General features: G+C 69.3%; 18 protein-coding genes and 2 pseudogenes. 6 read left to right on the plus strand and 14 right to left on the minus strand.

Annotated elements, in window-relative coordinates; genetic code table 11:
* Positions 1-84: 84 nt before the first annotated feature.
* Together G6N24_RS05555 and G6N24_RS05560 are read right to left on the minus strand one after the other, a co-directional pair.
* On the minus strand, positions 85-525 hold the full coding sequence (locus G6N24_RS05555; RefSeq protein WP_085156796.1) for a type II toxin-antitoxin system VapC family toxin: 441 nt from the start codon (positions 523-525) through the stop codon (positions 85-87).
* On the minus strand, positions 512-799 hold the full coding sequence (locus tag G6N24_RS05560; RefSeq protein WP_085156793.1) for an antitoxin: 288 nt from the start codon (positions 797-799) through the stop codon (positions 512-514). The genes G6N24_RS05555 and G6N24_RS05560 overlap by 14 nt, the downstream gene beginning before the upstream one ends.
* A gap of 269 nt (positions 800-1,068) precedes the next feature.
* On the opposite strand from G6N24_RS05560, the pseudogene G6N24_RS25705 reads away from it, so the two are divergent.
* Positions 1,069-1,176, plus strand: a pseudogene (locus G6N24_RS25705) (PE domain-containing protein); the annotation flags it as partial.
* Positions 1,177-1,319: 143 nt separating this feature from the next.
* Here G6N24_RS25705 and G6N24_RS05570 read toward each other — a convergent pair.
* Positions 1,320-1,628, minus strand: a complete 309-nt coding sequence (locus tag G6N24_RS05570) for a type II toxin-antitoxin system PemK/MazF family toxin (RefSeq protein ID WP_085156790.1) — start codon at positions 1,626-1,628, stop codon at positions 1,320-1,322.
* A complete protein-coding gene (locus G6N24_RS05575) occupies positions 1,615-1,860 on the minus strand; it encodes a ribbon-helix-helix protein, CopG family (protein WP_139822201.1) in 246 nt (81 codons plus the stop codon). The genes G6N24_RS05570 and G6N24_RS05575 overlap by 14 nt, the downstream gene beginning before the upstream one ends.
* Positions 1,861-2,331: 471 nt before the next feature.
* Between G6N24_RS05575 and G6N24_RS05580 the strand changes: the two are divergent.
* Positions 2,332-2,610: pseudogene (locus G6N24_RS05580) on the plus strand (PE family protein); the annotation flags it as partial.
* A gap of 166 nt (positions 2,611-2,776) precedes the next feature.
* On the opposite strand, the gene G6N24_RS05585 reads toward G6N24_RS05580, so the two are convergent.
* The 8 genes from G6N24_RS05585 to G6N24_RS05620 all read right to left on the minus strand — a co-directional run bounded on the left by G6N24_RS05585 (position 2,777) and on the right by G6N24_RS05620 (position 7,352).
* The gene (locus G6N24_RS05585; RefSeq protein WP_085156776.1) at positions 2,777-3,013 is read right to left on the minus strand and encodes a FitA-like ribbon-helix-helix domain-containing protein; all 237 of its coding nucleotides are present in this window, start codon (positions 3,011-3,013) and stop codon (positions 2,777-2,779) included.
* 38 nt (positions 3,014-3,051) lie between these two features.
* Positions 3,052-4,620: a polyamine aminopropyltransferase gene (locus G6N24_RS05590; RefSeq protein ID WP_085156773.1), complete on the minus strand. Its 1,569-nt coding sequence runs from the start codon at positions 4,618-4,620 to the stop codon at positions 3,052-3,054.
* Complete coding sequence (locus G6N24_RS05595) at positions 4,617-5,072, minus strand: DUF350 domain-containing protein (protein ID WP_085156770.1); 456 nt, start codon at positions 5,070-5,072, stop codon at positions 4,617-4,619. The genes G6N24_RS05590 and G6N24_RS05595 overlap by 4 nt, the downstream gene beginning before the upstream one ends.
* Before the next feature lie 24 nt (positions 5,073-5,096).
* The gene (locus tag G6N24_RS05600) at positions 5,097-5,528 is read right to left on the minus strand and encodes a DUF4247 domain-containing protein (RefSeq protein WP_085156767.1); all 432 of its coding nucleotides are present in this window, start codon (positions 5,526-5,528) and stop codon (positions 5,097-5,099) included.
* Positions 5,525-6,025, minus strand: a complete 501-nt coding sequence (locus G6N24_RS05605; protein WP_085156764.1) for a DUF2617 family protein — start codon at positions 6,023-6,025, stop codon at positions 5,525-5,527. The genes G6N24_RS05600 and G6N24_RS05605 overlap by 4 nt, the downstream gene beginning before the upstream one ends.
* 7 nt (positions 6,026-6,032) lie before the next feature.
* Positions 6,033-6,641: a DUF4178 domain-containing protein gene (locus G6N24_RS05610; RefSeq protein WP_085156761.1), complete on the minus strand. Its 609-nt coding sequence runs from the start codon at positions 6,639-6,641 to the stop codon at positions 6,033-6,035.
* Positions 6,642-6,705: 64 nt separating this feature from the next.
* Entirely contained in the window at positions 6,706-7,110 is a 405-nt protein-coding gene (locus G6N24_RS05615; RefSeq protein WP_085156757.1) for a type II toxin-antitoxin system VapC family toxin, read from the minus strand.
* The gene (locus G6N24_RS05620) at positions 7,107-7,352 is read right to left on the minus strand and encodes an AbrB/MazE/SpoVT family DNA-binding domain-containing protein (protein WP_085156753.1); all 246 of its coding nucleotides are present in this window, start codon (positions 7,350-7,352) and stop codon (positions 7,107-7,109) included. Before G6N24_RS05620 ends, G6N24_RS05615 begins: the two co-directional genes overlap by 4 nt.
* A 125-nt stretch (positions 7,353-7,477) precedes the next feature.
* Between G6N24_RS05620 and ruvC the strand changes: the two genes are divergently transcribed.
* The 3 genes from ruvC to ruvB are packed head-to-tail and all read left to right on the plus strand — an operon-like array spanning position 7,478 to position 9,656.
* Positions 7,478-8,032: a crossover junction endodeoxyribonuclease RuvC gene (gene ruvC, locus G6N24_RS05625; protein WP_085156750.1), complete on the plus strand. Its 555-nt coding sequence runs from the start codon at positions 7,478-7,480 to the stop codon at positions 8,030-8,032.
* Positions 8,029-8,622 (plus strand): Holliday junction branch migration protein RuvA, encoded by a 594-nt coding sequence (gene ruvA, locus G6N24_RS05630; protein ID WP_085156747.1) that lies wholly within the window; start codon positions 8,029-8,031, stop codon positions 8,620-8,622. The genes ruvC and ruvA overlap by 4 nt, the downstream gene beginning before the upstream one ends.
* A complete protein-coding gene (ruvB, locus tag G6N24_RS05635) occupies positions 8,619-9,656 on the plus strand; it encodes a Holliday junction branch migration DNA helicase RuvB (protein WP_085156744.1) in 1,038 nt (345 codons plus the stop codon). The genes ruvA and ruvB overlap by 4 nt, the downstream gene beginning before the upstream one ends.
* Positions 9,657-9,746: 90 nt before the next feature.
* On the opposite strand, the gene G6N24_RS05640 is transcribed toward ruvB, so the two are convergent.
* The gene (locus tag G6N24_RS05640) at positions 9,747-11,396 is read right to left on the minus strand and encodes a PE family protein (RefSeq protein ID WP_085156741.1); all 1,650 of its coding nucleotides are present in this window, start codon (positions 11,394-11,396) and stop codon (positions 9,747-9,749) included.
* Positions 11,397-11,611: 215 nt separating this feature from the next.
* On the opposite strand from G6N24_RS05640, the gene G6N24_RS05645 reads away from it, so the two are divergent.
* Positions 11,612-12,253 (plus strand): hypothetical protein, encoded by a 642-nt coding sequence (locus G6N24_RS05645; RefSeq protein WP_372514570.1) that lies wholly within the window; start codon positions 11,612-11,614, stop codon positions 12,251-12,253.
* Positions 12,254-12,351: 98 nt separating this feature from the next.
* Here G6N24_RS05645 and car read toward each other — a convergent pair whose 3' ends face one another.
* Positions 12,352-15,861, minus strand: coding sequence for a carboxylic acid reductase (car, locus tag G6N24_RS05650; protein WP_085156738.1), 3,510 nt, complete (start codon positions 15,859-15,861; stop codon positions 12,352-12,354).
* Positions 15,862-15,995 lie beyond the last annotated feature (134 nt).

Raw genomic sequence — 15,995 nt, forward strand, 5'->3', positions numbered from 1 at the left:
CGCCCGCGGGGCCGCCGGGTGACAATCGCGGCCACGTCTTCGCTCGCGTTGGGCGTTCGGCATCCACGCGGTCGGCGACCGCGGTCACTCGGTCAGGAGCCGCACAACGAGTCCGCTGTACTGGGTGAAGTCGGCGTCAGTCGTCACCAACTCGAATCCGCCGGTAAACGCGAATGCGGCCAGGTAGGCATCCATCCAGACCTTGGGTGCCGGCGACTGGCGATCTGCGAACCTTCTCCATTGGGCCTCCAAGCCATCGGGTTCCCGACCGGCCATCACGATGCGGTCGTCGTCGAGGAACGCCGCATAGGCCGCCCATGCGTCGCGGTTGGTCAGTGGTGGGCTGCCATATGCGCCCAGAACGGTCCGATTGGTTAGCAGCCGCAGGAGCGACTGTTGGGTTGCGCGGCAAAAATGGATGGCTGCGGGCGCATCGATCGTGTCCAGCCACGCGCGCGCGGCACTGTGGTGCCCGTGTCCCGACAAGGCCAACGCGAGCCAGATGTTGGTGTCACAGAGCAGCATCGTCGTGCCCGGATGACCACTCGGCCTCCTGGTCGAGCAAGGCCGCGGCCACACGCTGCGGTGTCATCTCTCGTTCACGGGTGGCCGTGCCGCCACACTGCACCAGGGGAAGCCGCACGCGCCGCGGTGTTCGGGCCGCAGGCCCGCTGTCCGCCTGGGAGAGACCGGATCTGAGCAGTTCGGCCACGACGTCTTTGATCTTGCGGTCCTGCTGCGCCGCGCGAACCTTGATGGCGCGCATCAGTTCGTCAGGCAGGTCGAGCGTGGTTTTCATAAACCCAGTATACTGTTTTTATGTTTTTATTCCTATCTGGCGAGCGGGGGTGAACACCCGGCACGACCGGTATGCAGTTTGCACAAGTGGTCCTTCGCGCATTGGAGATCTTGCCCGTGTGCTGTGGTGATGGCCGTGTGATCATCGGCGCGCAAAGCGAAATCGCTGGTCATGCACCAGGGCAACGGCCAGCCTGAGATCGCTATCCGCCTCCTGGCGGCTTCGCCAGTCAAAGGATTGAGGCGTCTACAGACCCTGGGAGGTTGCGGATGTCGTTTGTGGTGGTGGCGCCGGAGTTGGTGGCTGCGGCTGCCGCGGATGTGGCGCGGATCGGTTCAACGATCAACGCGGCCAATTCGGCGGCACGGGGCGGCACCGGCAACAACGGCCTCGGCGGCAACGGCGGTGGGGCCAGCCGGGGTGCCGTGATCCCCCCTCGGGCGGCCACCTTGGCGCCCCGGTGGCTCGGGCGGGGCCAGCGGTATCCCCTGATCCGGTCCGGGCGGTTGGGTCTGGAACGTCAGCAGCCGGTGCTGGCGCGCAGGGTGTGGCAGACCTGGTGGAGCCGTGCCGGGGATAAGCGGGTGATGCGGCGTCGAAACGCGGAACGCGGCAGGGTGTGGATGTTGTCGAAGTTGACCACGCAGTCGCTGGGCACGCGGTCGTCGGAGACGGTTAGTGCCAGCTCGGAGACCAGTCCTCGGCGGGTGCGGGTCAGTGCTGCGACGACGACGGCGCCGATCCGGTCTGCGACCGGATCTCGGGTGAGGATGAGCACGGGCCGGTCGCCGCCGGGGGTTGCGGCGAACCAGAGTTCACCGCGGCGCATCGGCCCAGTCGGCCCAGTCTTCGGCGGGTCCCCAGTCGGCGATCTGGGCCAGGGCTTGCTCGGCGTCTGTCAACGGTTGCTCGGCGTAGGCGTGCGCCTCTTGGTCGGCGGCGAGCTCGGCCAGGCGGCGGCGCAACGCATCGCGAAGGAACTCTGATCGGTCGATGTGCAGGCGCCGCGCCCACCGCTCGGCTTCGGCCGCGTCCGCGTCGTCCGCGCGAAAGCTGATCATCGTCATACAACGATTCTAGAGCGTATGACGCCCAGCCGCACGGTTCCCGCGGTCAGGTGACTATCTCGAACTCCACTCGCAACTGCTCGTACCTCTTGACCGCCCGCACGTCACGAGTCAACAGCGATACAAGACGGCCCGCGGCATCGATGGTTGTAAGCATGGCAGAGATTTTACCGTTTCGGCTGCCATGGCAGATCATCGTCGTACGGTGGTGGTCGCTTGTCGGTCGGATCGTCTTGGCGCGGTGGAGCATCTCTGGGTCGCGCCGACTGTGCACTTTGAACGCGTATTCGTGCACGGATTGGACATTTTGCCCGTGTGTGGGGGGTGAGGCCGCGGGATGATTGGCGGACGGAGTGTAGTCGCTGGTCAGATACATGTACGACGGGCAGCCGGAGATCGCTTTCGGACTCCTGGTGAGTTCGCCAGCCGCGGGTCGAGTCGTCGTGAGACTTGGGGAGTTGGCCGATGTCGTTTGTGGTGGTGACGCCGGAGTTGCTGGCCGCTGGGGCGGCCGATGTGGCACGGATCGGTTGGACGATTAACGCGGCTAATTCGGCGGCGGCGGTGACGACGGCGGTGTTGCCGGCGGCCGGTGATGAGGTGTCGGCGGCGATTGCGGCGTTGTTCGGCACGCATGCCGCGGAGTATCAGGCGGTCAGTGCGCAGGTGGCGTTGTTTCACGCTCGGTTTGTGCAGACCCGCATCGCGATGAGCGCCCGGAACGCCGCCTCGGCGTCGTCGACGGTCAGGTGATCACCGAGGACGGCTTTGCGCAAAGTGCGCAGCACCTCCAGGGGCATGTGCGCGGGAGCGATCCAATCGTCGTCGGCGATAATCGCGGTACGTGCGGAGTCGCCCTGCCCTGCCTGGCTGGCCAACGCCATGACTATGACGTTCGCGTCGATGACGATCAATCGTCGTCCTCGCGCCCACGCCGAACCTCCCGAACCACCTCCTCGCCACTGAGGTCGAGGCTGCGATGCCCGGCAAGGCTCTCGAGTAGCTGCTTGTTGCGCTCGGCGCGGAACTCTCGCTGCAGAAGTGCGCGCAGGTAGACCTGGGTGGTCTGGCCGCGTGCCGCGGCACGTGCGGCGATGGCGTCGCGCACTTCTTCGGGGACGTCCTTGATCTGAATCGCAACCGGCACTCCTCAACCGTAGATGCGCATGGCATGCGCATGTAGGACTAGTCGTACCCGTGGCGCATGTCGTCGACGATGCGCGGATTGTCCAGCGTGGAGGGCTCGAGCGGACGGGGCCGGATGTCGCCCGAGAACGTGGTGGCGGCGTCGAGCACGCGCTGGTCGAGGAAACGCAGCGGCGGCGCATCACGCGGCACGGTGGGGGTCGGCGCGGCGGACCCGCGGCGGGCCAGGGCGAAACCCCAGTCGCCGAAGGTGGGCACATACACGTGGTAGGGGGTGACCGCGTAGCCGGCGGCGCGGATCGACGAGACGGTCCGCCAAAACGCGGCGGGCGTCGACAACGGGCTGCCCGCCTGCACGGCCATGAGCCCGCCGGGCGCCAACGCGCGGGACACCAGCTCGTAGAACTCGGTGGAATACAGCCGACCCAGCACGGGTGTGTCGGGGTCGGGCAGGTCGACGATGACGGCGTCGAAGCGACCGGAGGCCGTCCGCAGCCAGCGCATCGCGTCGTCGATCACCACGCGCACGCGCGGGTCGTCCAGCGAGCCGGCATTGGCCGCGCGCAGGGTGGTGCGTGCCAGCTCGATGACGGCCGGGTCGAGCTCCACCTGCACGATTTGCTGAATGCCGTTCTGGCGCAACAGTTCCCGGGCGGCCAGCCCGTCGCCGCCGCCGAGCACCAGCACCGAGCCGGCGCCTTTGAAATCACCGCCCAGCGCCGGGTAGACCAAGCTTTCGGTGTAGCGGTATTCGTCGCGGGTGGAGAACTGCAAACCCCCGTCGAGGTAGAGGCGCATATCACTGCCGCGGCGGGTCACGACGATTTCCTGGTAGGCAGAGTGCCGGTAGGCGATGATCGGGTCGGCGTAGAGGCGTTGCCGGCTGGTGGTCTCGATGTCGTGCGAACGCACCAGCAGCGTGGCCAGCAGCCCTAACGCCGCGGCCAGCGCGGTCAGCGCCGTCACCAGCTGCCGCGCCGAAACGACGTGTCGCAGCAGGAAGATCGACACGACCCCCGCGGCCACCAGGTTGACGATCCCGGTGGCCGCCGCGCCGCGGATCATCCCCAGCTGCGGCAGCAGCACAAAAGGCCAGACCAGCCCGCCGACCAGCGCGCCGAGATAGTCGGCCGCGTTGAGGTTGGCCAGCGTCCGGCCGGTATCGGCGGCTGGGTCGCCACCAGGGGCCACCCGGCCACGTTGCAGCAGCGTCATCAGCAGCGGCAGCTCGGCGCCGACCAGGCCCCCGATCAGCGCCGTGCTCAGCACCAGCACCCACAGCGACTCGTCGTCGATGAACGCGAACACCACGTACAGCGCCGCCACGGACAAGCCGCCGACAATGCCCAGCAGCACCTCAACGGCGATGAAGGTGATGGCCGCGTGCGCCAGCAGCGGCTTGACCAGCAGGGCGCCCGCGCCCAGCGCGGCGATGTAGCCCGCGACGATCAGCGACATGGCGACGACGCCGCCGCCGTTCAAACTCGCCGACAGCGTCAGCAGCGCGAGTTCGTAGATGATGCCGGACGCCGCGCACGCGGCGACGGCGGCCAGCAGCACGGCCCGCCACCGGACCGACGCCTGCGGTCGGGTGTCGGTGGACGTCATGAGATGGCCGCGGCGATCACTCCCGCGATGGCCACCAGCATGGTGGCGGTGGCGAACGCGCCGGGATGCAGCCGCGGTTCGTTGACGTGGTCCCGGAAGCGGCCCGGCACCGCGATTTCCAGGATGAGCAGTGCCGCCCCCTGCATGAGGACGCCGACGCTTCCGTATACGGCCACGCCGAGGAGTCCCTGCCCGAGCTGGCTGTAGCTGCTGGCGATCGCGGTGATGATGACGATCGCGAGCGCGACATACATCGCCGAGGCGAGGACGACGGCGTTCGGGCGCCGGTCGATGAAGACCAGCCGGCGCAGATTTCCCGGGGTGAGCACGTCGACCATCAGGAAGCCGGCGATCAGGACGACGACCCCGACCAGGAAGTACAGGATGACGGCGACGACGCCATGGACGATCGGGTCGAGGTTGACGGTGCCGAAATCGAGGGCGAGGTACACGGTTGTCTCCTTAACTGTGACGCGCTACTTGGTCCCACCCGGGCCGCCCGGGCTCCCCCCGCCGCCGCCCGCCGGGGATCCGGGGGTAAAGCCGGGGCCGAGGAAGATGAATCCGCCGTGGCTGTAGCGGGCGCCCAGGTCTTCGATTCGGATGCTGCAGGGATGGCTGCCGTCCGGGCCGACGATCACGATGTTGCCGCTGTAGCGCAGGTATTGGTCGTCGCCGCTGGCCGCGCGCGCCGCGGGGGCCGCATAGCCGGCGAGCGTGTCGGCCACCTGCTTGGGTGATCCGGTGCAGGCGTAGCGCGTTCCGTCCGCGTCGCGGGAGTACTCGCGATAGTGGGACTCGATATACGAGCCAATGTCCTTGTGCAGCAACACCAATCCGAAGATCAAGCACGCCGTGGCCGCGACGGCCAGCGCGCCGGCAGCCAGGAGCAGGCGGTTGCGGCTCATGGATGCCACCGGCTGGCCGTGTGGACCACGGTCCCGCCGGAGCCGGAAGGGGCCGGATATAGGTGCCAGGTCCACCAGCGCCAGCCCGAGCCGTCGGGCTCGGCGGCGAGCGCGGTGAGCGCGGCGTCATCGCCGGGAAACGTCCCGCCCAGCCACCCGGTTTCGGCCGCGCAACGTTCCCGAAGATCACGGGCGAGCCGGCGGAACGTCGCCTCGTCGTGCGTGTCGGTCCGGGACTCGAGGTGGTAGCCGGGGGCGTCGGTGTGCGCGGGTAGGTGGACTCCGTCGGTACAAGACACCTGCTCGGAGAAGCGCCCGGCGGTGTGCTCGACGGTGACGACATGTGAGGCGCCGAGGACGCCGAGCAGCAGCACACCGCCGCCGGGGTGGCGCAGCCGGTGGCCGGCCAGTGGCTGCGGTTCGGGCGCGTTGAGCGCGAGCCCAAGCCGTGCTCCGGACACGTCCGCCGGCGCCACGGTGAGCTGGTGAAGCGGCACTGGGGTGCTACGCCGGGGCAGGGGGCGCGGGATAGACGATGAGCTCGCCGGTGGCCACGGACTTGCCCGTCGATGTCTCCCACGGCATGTCCGGCGCCCAGCGCTCGAAGGACAGCAGCGCGGACCCGTCGGCGCTGGCGTAGTCGGCATAATCCATCTCGCCGCCCGCCGGCAGGCCCGTGGTGCCTTCGGTGGTGTACCCGGCGTGGCCGCGCTCGGACACCCGAAACGTGACCCCGTCGACCACGTGCTGGCCGTCGGGTTCCAGCGCAAGATCCGTGCGCTTCACCCACATCGCCAGCTCCAGGCGCCCGTCGTCCTCCTCGACGCTGAACCAGAGCGGCCGGTCGCCGCCCTCCAGCAGATGCTCCCACCAGACGAACGGGCCCTCGCGGTAGGTGACCGACCCGCGGACCACGTAGTCGGTGCCGCCGTAGCTGACGATCGCGCCGGGTCCCAGCGAGCGCGGCCCGAACTGCGGCATCGCGTCGAACGACAGCGGATCCTGGCGCGCCACGCCGGGCTTTGGCGGCTTGGGCCGCCGCAGCGCCACGAAAAGAACGACGACGGACGCGATGAACAGCGCCGCCGCGATGACGACCAGCAGTGTTCCCACGCAACCTCCCTGCCAGCGCGGTTGATTAAGCGTGCGGTTTAACCTAACAGCCGGTTGCAATTCCTCAGGTCAGCAACGCGAAATCCAGTCGCAGCCGCTCGTATGTGGTGATCGCTCGCACGTCTCGAGTCAAGAGCGTTGCCCCAGCCGCCTTTGCCGTTAGCCCGACCAGCGCGTCGTAGGTGGCGCCACCGGTAACGCCGTGCCCGGCGAGGTGGTCGATTAGGCCACGATGCGAGCGCGCGTCGAGCGTGAGGTAGTCGCTGGAAGTGAGATCCGCCAAGTAGGTGTGAACGGCGACTGGCTCAACGCGATGCGGCGGTGGCAGACGCGTCAAGACAGAATAGGTTTCCAGCGCCGCGTGCGCGATCAGATGAACGCCACGGTTGAGCGCGCGCACCGCCGACTCGTGCCCGTCGTGCCACGTCGCGAATCCGGCTACGAGGACGCTGGTATCCGGTGCGATCACCGCCGGACGCGATCGAGCGTTTCGCGAACGATGTCGTCGGTCAGCGGAGGCAGGGGACGTTGCGGCCGTGCGACGAGGACCGAACCTTCCCGGACGAGCTCGACACCGGTCGGCGCCGGCTCGATCTCGATGCGCCCATCGCGTTCGGTGACCTCGACCTGCTCGTTTCCGTGCAGCCCAAGGCGGTCGCGAATCCGCTTGGGGATCACGAGGCGCCCCGCGCTGTCGATGGTCGTTCGCATGGCACGAAATTTACCATTTCGACGAGGCGGTGGCCGTGGCGTGTCCTACCCGCCGTTGTCGGTCCCGCCCGGTAGGGTATCGAACAGCTGTTCGGACCCCGGTATTGAAGAGGCGGGAGCGTGCGGTGCGGGTGATGGGTGTCGATCCAGGATTGACGCGGTGTGGGCTGGCGCTTGTCGCGAGCGGGCGCGGACGGCGGATCACCGCGCTGGATGTCGACGTGGTGCGCACCCCGTCGGATGCGCCGGTGTCGCAGCGACTGCTGGCGATCAGCGACGCCGTCGACCACTGGCTGGACACGCATCACCCGGACGTGCTGGCCATCGAGCGGGTGTTCTCACAGCTGAACGTGACGACCGTGATGGGCACCGCGCAAGCCGGCGGCGTGGTCGCCCTGGCGGCGGCGAAGCGCGGCGTCGACGTGCACTTCCATACCCCCAGCGAGGTCAAGGCCGCGGTCACCGGCAACGGCGCCGCCGACAAGGCCCAGGTCACCACGATGGTCACCAAAATCCTTGCGCTGCAGGCCAAACCGACACCGCCCGACGCGGCCGACGCGCTGGCACTGGCGATCTGCCACTGTTGGCGGGCGCCGATGATCGCCCGGATGGCCGAGGCCGAAGCGCACGCCGCGCGGCAGCGTCGCGCCTATGCGGAAAAGCTGAGGGCGGCGCGATGATCGCCTCGGTCCGCGGCGAGGTGCTCGAGGTGGCGCTCGATCACGTGGTGATCGAGGCCGCCGGTGTCGGCTACCGGGTGAATGCGACGCCGTCGACGCTGGCGACGCTGCGGCAGGGGACCGAGGCGCGCCTCATCACCGCGATGATCGTGCGCGAGGATTCGATGACGTTGTATGGCTTCCCCGACGGGGAGACCCGCGACCTGTTCCTGACGCTGCTGTCGGTCTCGGGCGTGGGCCCCCGGCTGGCGATGGCGACCCTGGCGGTCCACGACGCCGCGGCGCTGCGCCAGGCGCTGGCCGACGGCGACGTCGCCGCCCTGACCCGGGTGCCCGGCATCGGCAAACGCGGTGCCGAGCGCATGGTGCTGGAGCTGCGGGACAAGGTGGGACCAACCGCGGCGTCCGCCGGGGCGCCCGCGGTCAACGGCCACGCCGTGCGCAGCCCGGTGGTCGAGGCCCTCGTCGGCCTCGGATTTGCGGCCAAGCAGGCCGAGGAGGCCACCGATAAGGTGCTGGCCGGGGATAAGGACGTGTCGACGTCGAGTGCCCTGCGCGCCGCGCTGTCGCTGCTGGGCAAGGCCCGATGAGCGACGACGTGTCAGACCGCGACGTCTCGCCCGCGCTGACTGTCGGCGAGGGCGACGTCGACGTCAGCCTGCGGCCCCGCTCGTTGCGGGAGTTCATCGGCCAGCCGCGGGTCCGCGAGCAGCTGCAGCTGGTGATCGAGGGGGCCAAGAACCGGGGCGGGACGCCGGATCACATCCTGCTGTCCGGCCCGCCGGGGCTGGGCAAGACGTCGCTGGCGATGATCATCGCCGCCGAGCTGGGGTCGTCGCTGCGGGTGACGTCCGGGCCCGCGCTGGAACGCGCCGGCGACCTGGCCGCGATGCTGTCCAACCTGGTCGATCACGATGTGCTGTTTATCGACGAGATCCACCGCATCGCCCGGCCCGCCGAGGAGATGCTCTACCTGGCGATGGAGGACTTCCGGGTCGACGTGGTGGTCGGCAAGGGTCCGGGGGCGACGTCGATTCCGCTGGAGGTCGCGCCGTTCACCCTGGTGGGGGCGACCACCCGGTCGGGCGCGTTGACCGGTCCGCTGCGCGACCGGTTCGGCTTCACCGCGCATATGGACTTCTACGAGCCCGCCGAGCTGGAGCGGGTGCTGGCGCGCTCGGCCGGAATATTGGGCATCGAGCTGGGCGCCGAGGCCGGCGCCGAGATCGCGCGCCGCTCGCGGGGAACGCCGCGGATCGCCAACCGGCTGCTGCGCCGGGTTCGGGACTTCGCCGAGGTGCGCGCCGACGGCGTCATCACCCGCGACGTCGCCAAGTCCGCGCTGGAGGTCTACGACGTCGACGAGCTGGGCCTGGACCGCCTGGACCGGGCGGTGTTGTCGGCGCTGACCCGCAGCTTCGGCGGCGGGCCCGTCGGGGTGTCGACGCTGGCGGTGGCGGTGGGGGAGGAGGCCGCGACCGTGGAGGAGGTGTGCGAGCCGTTCTTGGTGCGCGCCGGCATGGTCGCCCGTACGCCGCGCGGGCGAGTGGCCACCGCGCTGGCCTGGACCCACCTGGGCATGAGCCCGCCGGCCGGGGCGAGTCAACCGGGCCTCTTCGACTAGCTCACGCGCGCCGAACAGACGCAAAATCGCCCAATTTCGGCACGAAATTGGCGATTTTGCGTCTGTTCGGCGTGGATAACCCAGCCCCGGCTAGGGCGATCCGTTGGTCCCGTTGGGGCCAATGTAGATGCCACCGGTGCCGCCAGTACCGCCGTTCCCACCGTTGATGCCGTCGCCGCCGTTGCCGCCGAAGCCGACAAGCGACGGGACGAAGGAGCCGTTGGCAATCAAGCCGGCGTTGCCGCCGTTGCCGCCGTTGGCAGCCAGAGTGCCGCCGCCGGCGTTGCCGCCGTCCCCGCCGGCGCCGATGGCGAGGAGACCGCCACCGTCGCCGCCGTCACCGCCGTTGCCGCCAATTCCACCGGCAGCCGTGCCGCCGTCACCGCCAGCGCCGCCGGTGCCCACACCTATCAGGGCGGCGCCCTGGCCGCCCTGGCCACCCAGGCCGCCCTGGCCGGCCGCGCCGTTGGCGTTGCCACCGAAGCTGCCCAGACCGCCGACGCCCAAGCCGATAATCGCGGCACCCTGGCCGCCCGCGCCGCCGTTGCCGCCCGCGCCGCCGTTGGCGTCTGCGTACCCACCCAGGTTGCCGGTACCGCCAATGCCCGCGCCTATGATCGCAGCGCCCGTACCGCCCTGGCCGCCCGCGCCGCCGGTGCTAGCGGCGAAGCCGCCGACGCCGCCCAAACCACCCTGGGCGTAGCCGAACACGGTGCCGCCATCACCACCGGCGCCAGCGTCACCACCGCTGGACCCGGCATCGATACCGCCACCACCGTTGCCGCCGTCACCGCCCAGGCTGACGAATAGCCCCCCTGCGGCGCCGCCGGCACCGCCGGCACCGCCGCTGGTGTTGCTCGATCCACCGTCACCGCCGTCACCGCCTAGGCCGAGGAATAGACCGCGTCCGATGCCGCCGGGGCCGCCGTGACCGCCGGCGAGCTCGCCAAATCCGCCAGTGCCGCCGTCGCCGCCCACGCCGAACAGCAAACCGCTGGCGCCGCCGGCTCCGCCGGCCCCGCCAGCTCCAGTGGACGCGTTACCACCATCGCCACCGTTGCCGCCGCGGCCGAACAATTCGGCGTTGCCGCCGGCCCCACCCGCACCACCTGTCTGGCCACCGACGTTCGTCGCACCCCCAGCGCCACCCGCACCGCCGTGGCCTACCAGCCAACCGCCGTTGCCGCCGGCACCGCCGGCCGCACCAGCCCCGCCGGTCCCGCCTTTGCCGCCGTTGCCGATCAGGCCCGCAGAGCCACCCGCACCACCGGCCACCCCGGCGGTCGTTTGGGAGAAACCGTTTCCGCCGTTGCCGAACAAGATCCCACCGGCACCGCCGTTGGGATTCGCCGCCGTCCCATTCGCGCCGTTGCCGATAAACGGTCGCCCGAACAGCGCCTGGGCGGGCGCGTTGATCGCACCCAGCAGATCCTGCTCCAACGTCTGCAACGGCGAGGCATTGGCCGCCTCCGCGCTCGCATACGCCCCGCCGGCGGCGGTCAACGTTTGCACAAAACTCTGATGCAGCTGCGCGGCCTGAGCGCTCAGCGACTGATACTGCGTGGCGTAAGCACTGAACAGCGACGTAACAGCCACCGACACCTCGTCAGCGCCGGCCGCCAGCACCCCCGTGGTAGACGCTGCTGCGGCCGCGTTGGCCGCACTCAGCGAGGTGCCGATGTTCGCGACGTTTTGGGCGGCCGTCGTCAGCATCTCCGGGGTTGCGATCACAAACGTCATCAGAGTCCTCCAAGCTGTTATGCGACACACGTCGTATAGCACACATCCACCGACAAAGTGGGCCGCTTGCGAGATTCCGCACATGTCCCCACGGTGAGGTGACTGCCTGCCGCCGGCCAACCACGCCAGTAACGGGTTACATCCCGGCACCGTCGGGTACACAAACCACATGCCGGCAAAGCCCGGCGCCTAGCGAGGGTCTGATGAGGTCAGTCATGAAGCACGCGGAAAAGGACCGGATCGGTGGGTTGCGGATGCCGCGCTCGCGCGGTGCGGTCAGCGGATTACTGCTGGCCATCCTCGGTGCCTGGGGTGCGCTCATACCGTTCGTCGGTCCCCATTTCGATTTCGCCTATACGCCCGACCGGGTGTGGACGTGGACCACGGCCCGGGGCTGGCTCGAGGTGCTCCCCGGTGTCGCCACCGCGGTGGGCGGTCTGTTACTGATCGTCTTCAGAAATCGGGTCACCGCGATGTTCGGCGGCTGGCTGGCGGTCCTCGCCGGCGCTTGGTTCGTGGTCGGTGAGCAGGTCGCTCCGATGCTGCGGATCGGGGGCATCGGCGATCCGGTTGCTGCCACGGACCGCAAACGGGCACTGCTCGAGGTTTCGTATTTCAGTGGCCTGGGTGCGCTGATCGTCTTCGTCGGTGGGGTCGTGTTGGCCCGCACGGCCGTCCGGCTGGCGCGAGATGTGCCACCCGGGGAGGCCCGAGAGCCTCGCGCACCCGTGGGAGCGGCGCCGGCCGCCGGGCCGTACCCGTCCTCGGAAGACCCGTCATCGCCTGACGTGTCCTCGAACGCGCTCACCCGGCCGCGGGTGGAAGGCTTCCCGCCGCCGCAGGGTGGGCCTCCTTAGCGTTTCCGCCGTCGTGAAGGCGCCGCGGCCGGCTCGGCCGACGCATATCTGCGCTGGCCGCATCCGCAGCAATAAGTGGGTCCGTCGCGAACAAGCGGTCAGAGCAGTCCGAGCAGCCGCAGGTCGCTGACGTACTTGGTGATGATCGCCGCCGAGATGTGCGGAATGTCTTTGTCCGGACCGATTTTCGCCTCCTGGACCGCCGCGCGGAACCGGTCCGCGGGCGCGGCGGACCCGCACACCGGCTGCTGCGGTTGCCGGTAGTTGTGCAGCAGCGGCAGCGACGAGGCGTGGCGTTGCCGTTCCGGCAGGGCGCGCAGGGCGGTCTCGAAGCGCCGCAGCCATTCGCCGTAGTCGCCGATCCGCTGTATCGAACAGCCCGCGCAGACCAGCCAGTCGACGAATTCGTCGAACCCGATGCCGTCGTCGTAGGGGTTCATCACGTGGTAGGTGGCAAAGCCGTCGCCGCTTTGTGCACCCAACGTGGAAACCGCCTCGGCGATGAACTCGACGGGCAGGCCGTCGTAGTGGGCGCGTTGCCGGTTGCCGTCGGCGCCCAGCTGGTAGAACGAGGCGGGCGCGATGCCGGTGGCCACCAGGCTCAGGATCATCCGGGTGAACATGTCCGGCACGTTGAGCTGACCGGCCCAGGTGGTGTCGGCCAGGATCATGTCGCAGCGGAACACCGCGACCGGCAGGCCGCACAGGTCGTGCGCCTCACGCAGCAGCACCTCGCCGGCCCACTTGCTGGTGGCGTAGCCGTTGGCGTAGCTCTCGTCGATCGTGCGGGTGTGACTGACGACCCGGATGTCGGCGTCCTCGGTGAACTTCCCCGGCGCGATCTGCTCGCCCACGGCGATCGTCGAGGTGTAGGTGTACGGCTTCTGCTTGCTGGTCAGCGCCAGCCGGATCAGCTCGGCGGTGCCCAGCGCGTTGGGGCCGAACAGCTGGCCGTAGGGCAGCACGTGGTTGACCAGGGCGGCGGGGTCGACGATCAGGTCGACGGTGTCGGCCAGCCGCTGCCAGGTCTGCCGGTCCAGCCCGAGGCCGGCCTCGCCCTTGTCCCCGGCGAGCACCTCCAGGTGATCGGCGGCCAGCTCCCGGTAGTGCGCCAGCAGGTCGGGGTCGCCACCATCGAAGACCTTGTCCACCCGGGCCCGAGCGTCCTCGTTGGATTTCGCCCGCACCAGGCAGATCAGCGTGCCGTCGACCAGATCCATCCGCTGCAGCCATTCCAGGGCCAGGTAGCGACCCAAAAAGCCGGTGGCGCCGGTCAGCAGCACGGTCCGCACCTGGGCGCTGGGGCCGGGCAGGCTCGCGGCCCCGGCCAAGGTGGCGGCGTCGATGAACTTGTCCAGCGTGAGGTCACTGGCGTGCACCTCGGTCGCGTCGCGGCCGTGCACCGACGCGAAGGTAGGTCGCCGAGCACCGTGGCGCCCGGCCTCGATGTAGGCGGCCAGGGCCTGCAGGTCGCTGGCCGGGCTGACGATGACGCCGACCGGCACCTCGACGCCGAAGATCTCGTGCAGCAGGTTGGCGAAGGACAGCGCCGAAAGCGAGTCGCCGCCCAGGTCGGTGAAGTGATCCACCGGCTGCGCGTCGCCGGCCGCGCTGCCCAGCAGCGCGCCCGCGGCGCGACACACGGTCTGCAGCACCGGCGCCTGGGCGCCGGCCTGCCGCAGCGCGCGCAGCTCGTTGGCCTGGCCATCGGCCAGGTCGGCGTAGAGCTGCTCCAGCCGCTCGCCGTAGTGTTTCTTCAGCTGCGGCCGCGCCAGCTTGCGGATGCCGGTGAGCAGGCCGTTCTCCAGCGTCCACGGCGTCGTCTCGATGATGAAGTCGCGCGGGATCTCGTAGGACTGCAGCCCGGCCGTCTTGGCGATGTCCTGCAGGGACTGGCTGATCCGCGCCTTCAGCTCCGCATCCTCGAAGCGAGAGAGCGCCTCCTCGGTGGGGACGATCACCGCGAGCAAATACGCCCGGGCGCTGTTGCCGTACACGTAGACCTGCCGAACCAGCGGGCTGTCGCCGAACAACGGTTCGAGCTTCGACACGGTGACGAACTCGCCCTGGGACAGCTTGACCACGTTGTTGCGGCGGTCGAGGTAGACGAACTCGTCGGGGCCGACCTGGGCCATCACGTCGCCGGTGCGGTAGAAGCCGTCGGGGTCGAACACGTCGGCGGTGACTTGCGGCCGCTTGTAGTAACCGGGGAACATGCTCTGCGTCTTGACCAGCAGTTCGCCACGCGGATGAGGCCGGTCGGTCAGGAAGTAGCCCAGGTCGGGCACGTCGACCAACTTGTAGTCGATCACGGCGGGGCGCTGGATCTGGCCGTCAATCAAGACCATGCCGGCCTCGGTGGACCCGTAGCCCTCCACCAAATGCACGTCCTGCAGCATGGATTCGACCCACGCCTTCATCTCGTCGGAGATCGGCGCGGATCCGGTCAACGCCACCACGGACCGTCCGCCGAGCAGGTTCTCTCGCAGCTCGGCCTTGACCTGCGCTGCGAGCGCCGCTGGATCGGCTGAGCCACCGAGCGATCGCCGGTCGACCTCGCTCTGGAACGCGCCGAACAGCATGTCCCAGACGCGCGGCACGAAGCTCAGCTCGGTGGGGCGCACCTGCGCGAGGTCCTCGAACAGCGTCGAGAGGTCGCTCTTGGCAGCGAAGTAGGCGGTGCCGCCGTTGCCGAGCGTTCCGTACAAGACCTGGCGGCCCATGATGTGGCTCATCGGCATGAAGTTGAGCGTGATCGACGGCTCGTCGCCGCCGTCGAACCAGGCGCTGGACTTGCGCCAGAAATTGATTACCTTGCTCTCGGGGTACATGGCGCCCTTAGGTGCGCCGGTGCTACCGGAGGTGTAGATCAGCAGGGACAGCGCGTTGGCGGCTGGGTCGGCCGCGACGGCCGGCTCAGCGGGCATCGCCCTGCCGCGCTCGATCACGTCGGCAAGGGCCTCGACGATCACCGGGCTGTCGGCCAAGCGCGCGCGGGCCGACTCGACGGCCTCACGCTGCTCGTCGACCTCGGGGTGGTAGTCGAACACGACCAACCGCGCGGGCGGGTGACCGGCCAGCACCAACTCGACGGCGTCGGCGAGGTTGCCGATGCTGGCGGCGATCAACGTTGGCTCGGTCTCGGCGACGATGGGCCGCAGCTGGGCGGCGGCCGCGCTGGTCTGCAGCGGAACCGACACCGCGCCCAGCTCGACCAGCGCCAAGTCGACGGTGGTGTAGTCGACGCCGGTGAACCCCAGCACGCAAACCCGGTCGCCGGGCCGCACCCCCTCGGACAGCGCGGTTGCCAACTCCCGGACGCGGTCGGCCAGCTCGCGGTAGGTGATGGTGTCGAAGCCCGGCAGCGGCGCCAGCGTGGTGCGGCCGGTGCCCGGGTCGGTGACGAGCTGGACCGCGCGCTGGCCGAGCGCCGGCCGATCGGCGTAGCCCTCCATCACGGTGTGGATGATTTGGCGCAGTCGCGTGCCGGGTTGCTCGACCGCTTCGGCGACGGCCGGGTCGGGCTTGGCGGCGGCGAACTGCGGGTCGTTGGCGTAGAGGTCCTCGATGCGGCGGGCGAGCCGCTCTTCACGGGTGATTGTCGACATGTCAGAGCCCTTCGCAATGACCGAGAGTTTGGGAGCTAACTGCGCGACGCTGCGCCACTGGATAGAACGTTAGCGAAAGTAATGATATTCCTCAATGGCAGACCGCTGTCAGACGGCTGTGAGTTGCACCACCG

It is taken from the genome of Mycobacterium lacus (assembly GCF_010731535.1).
Lineage (GTDB): Bacteria > Actinomycetota > Actinomycetes > Mycobacteriales > Mycobacteriaceae > Mycobacterium > Mycobacterium lacus.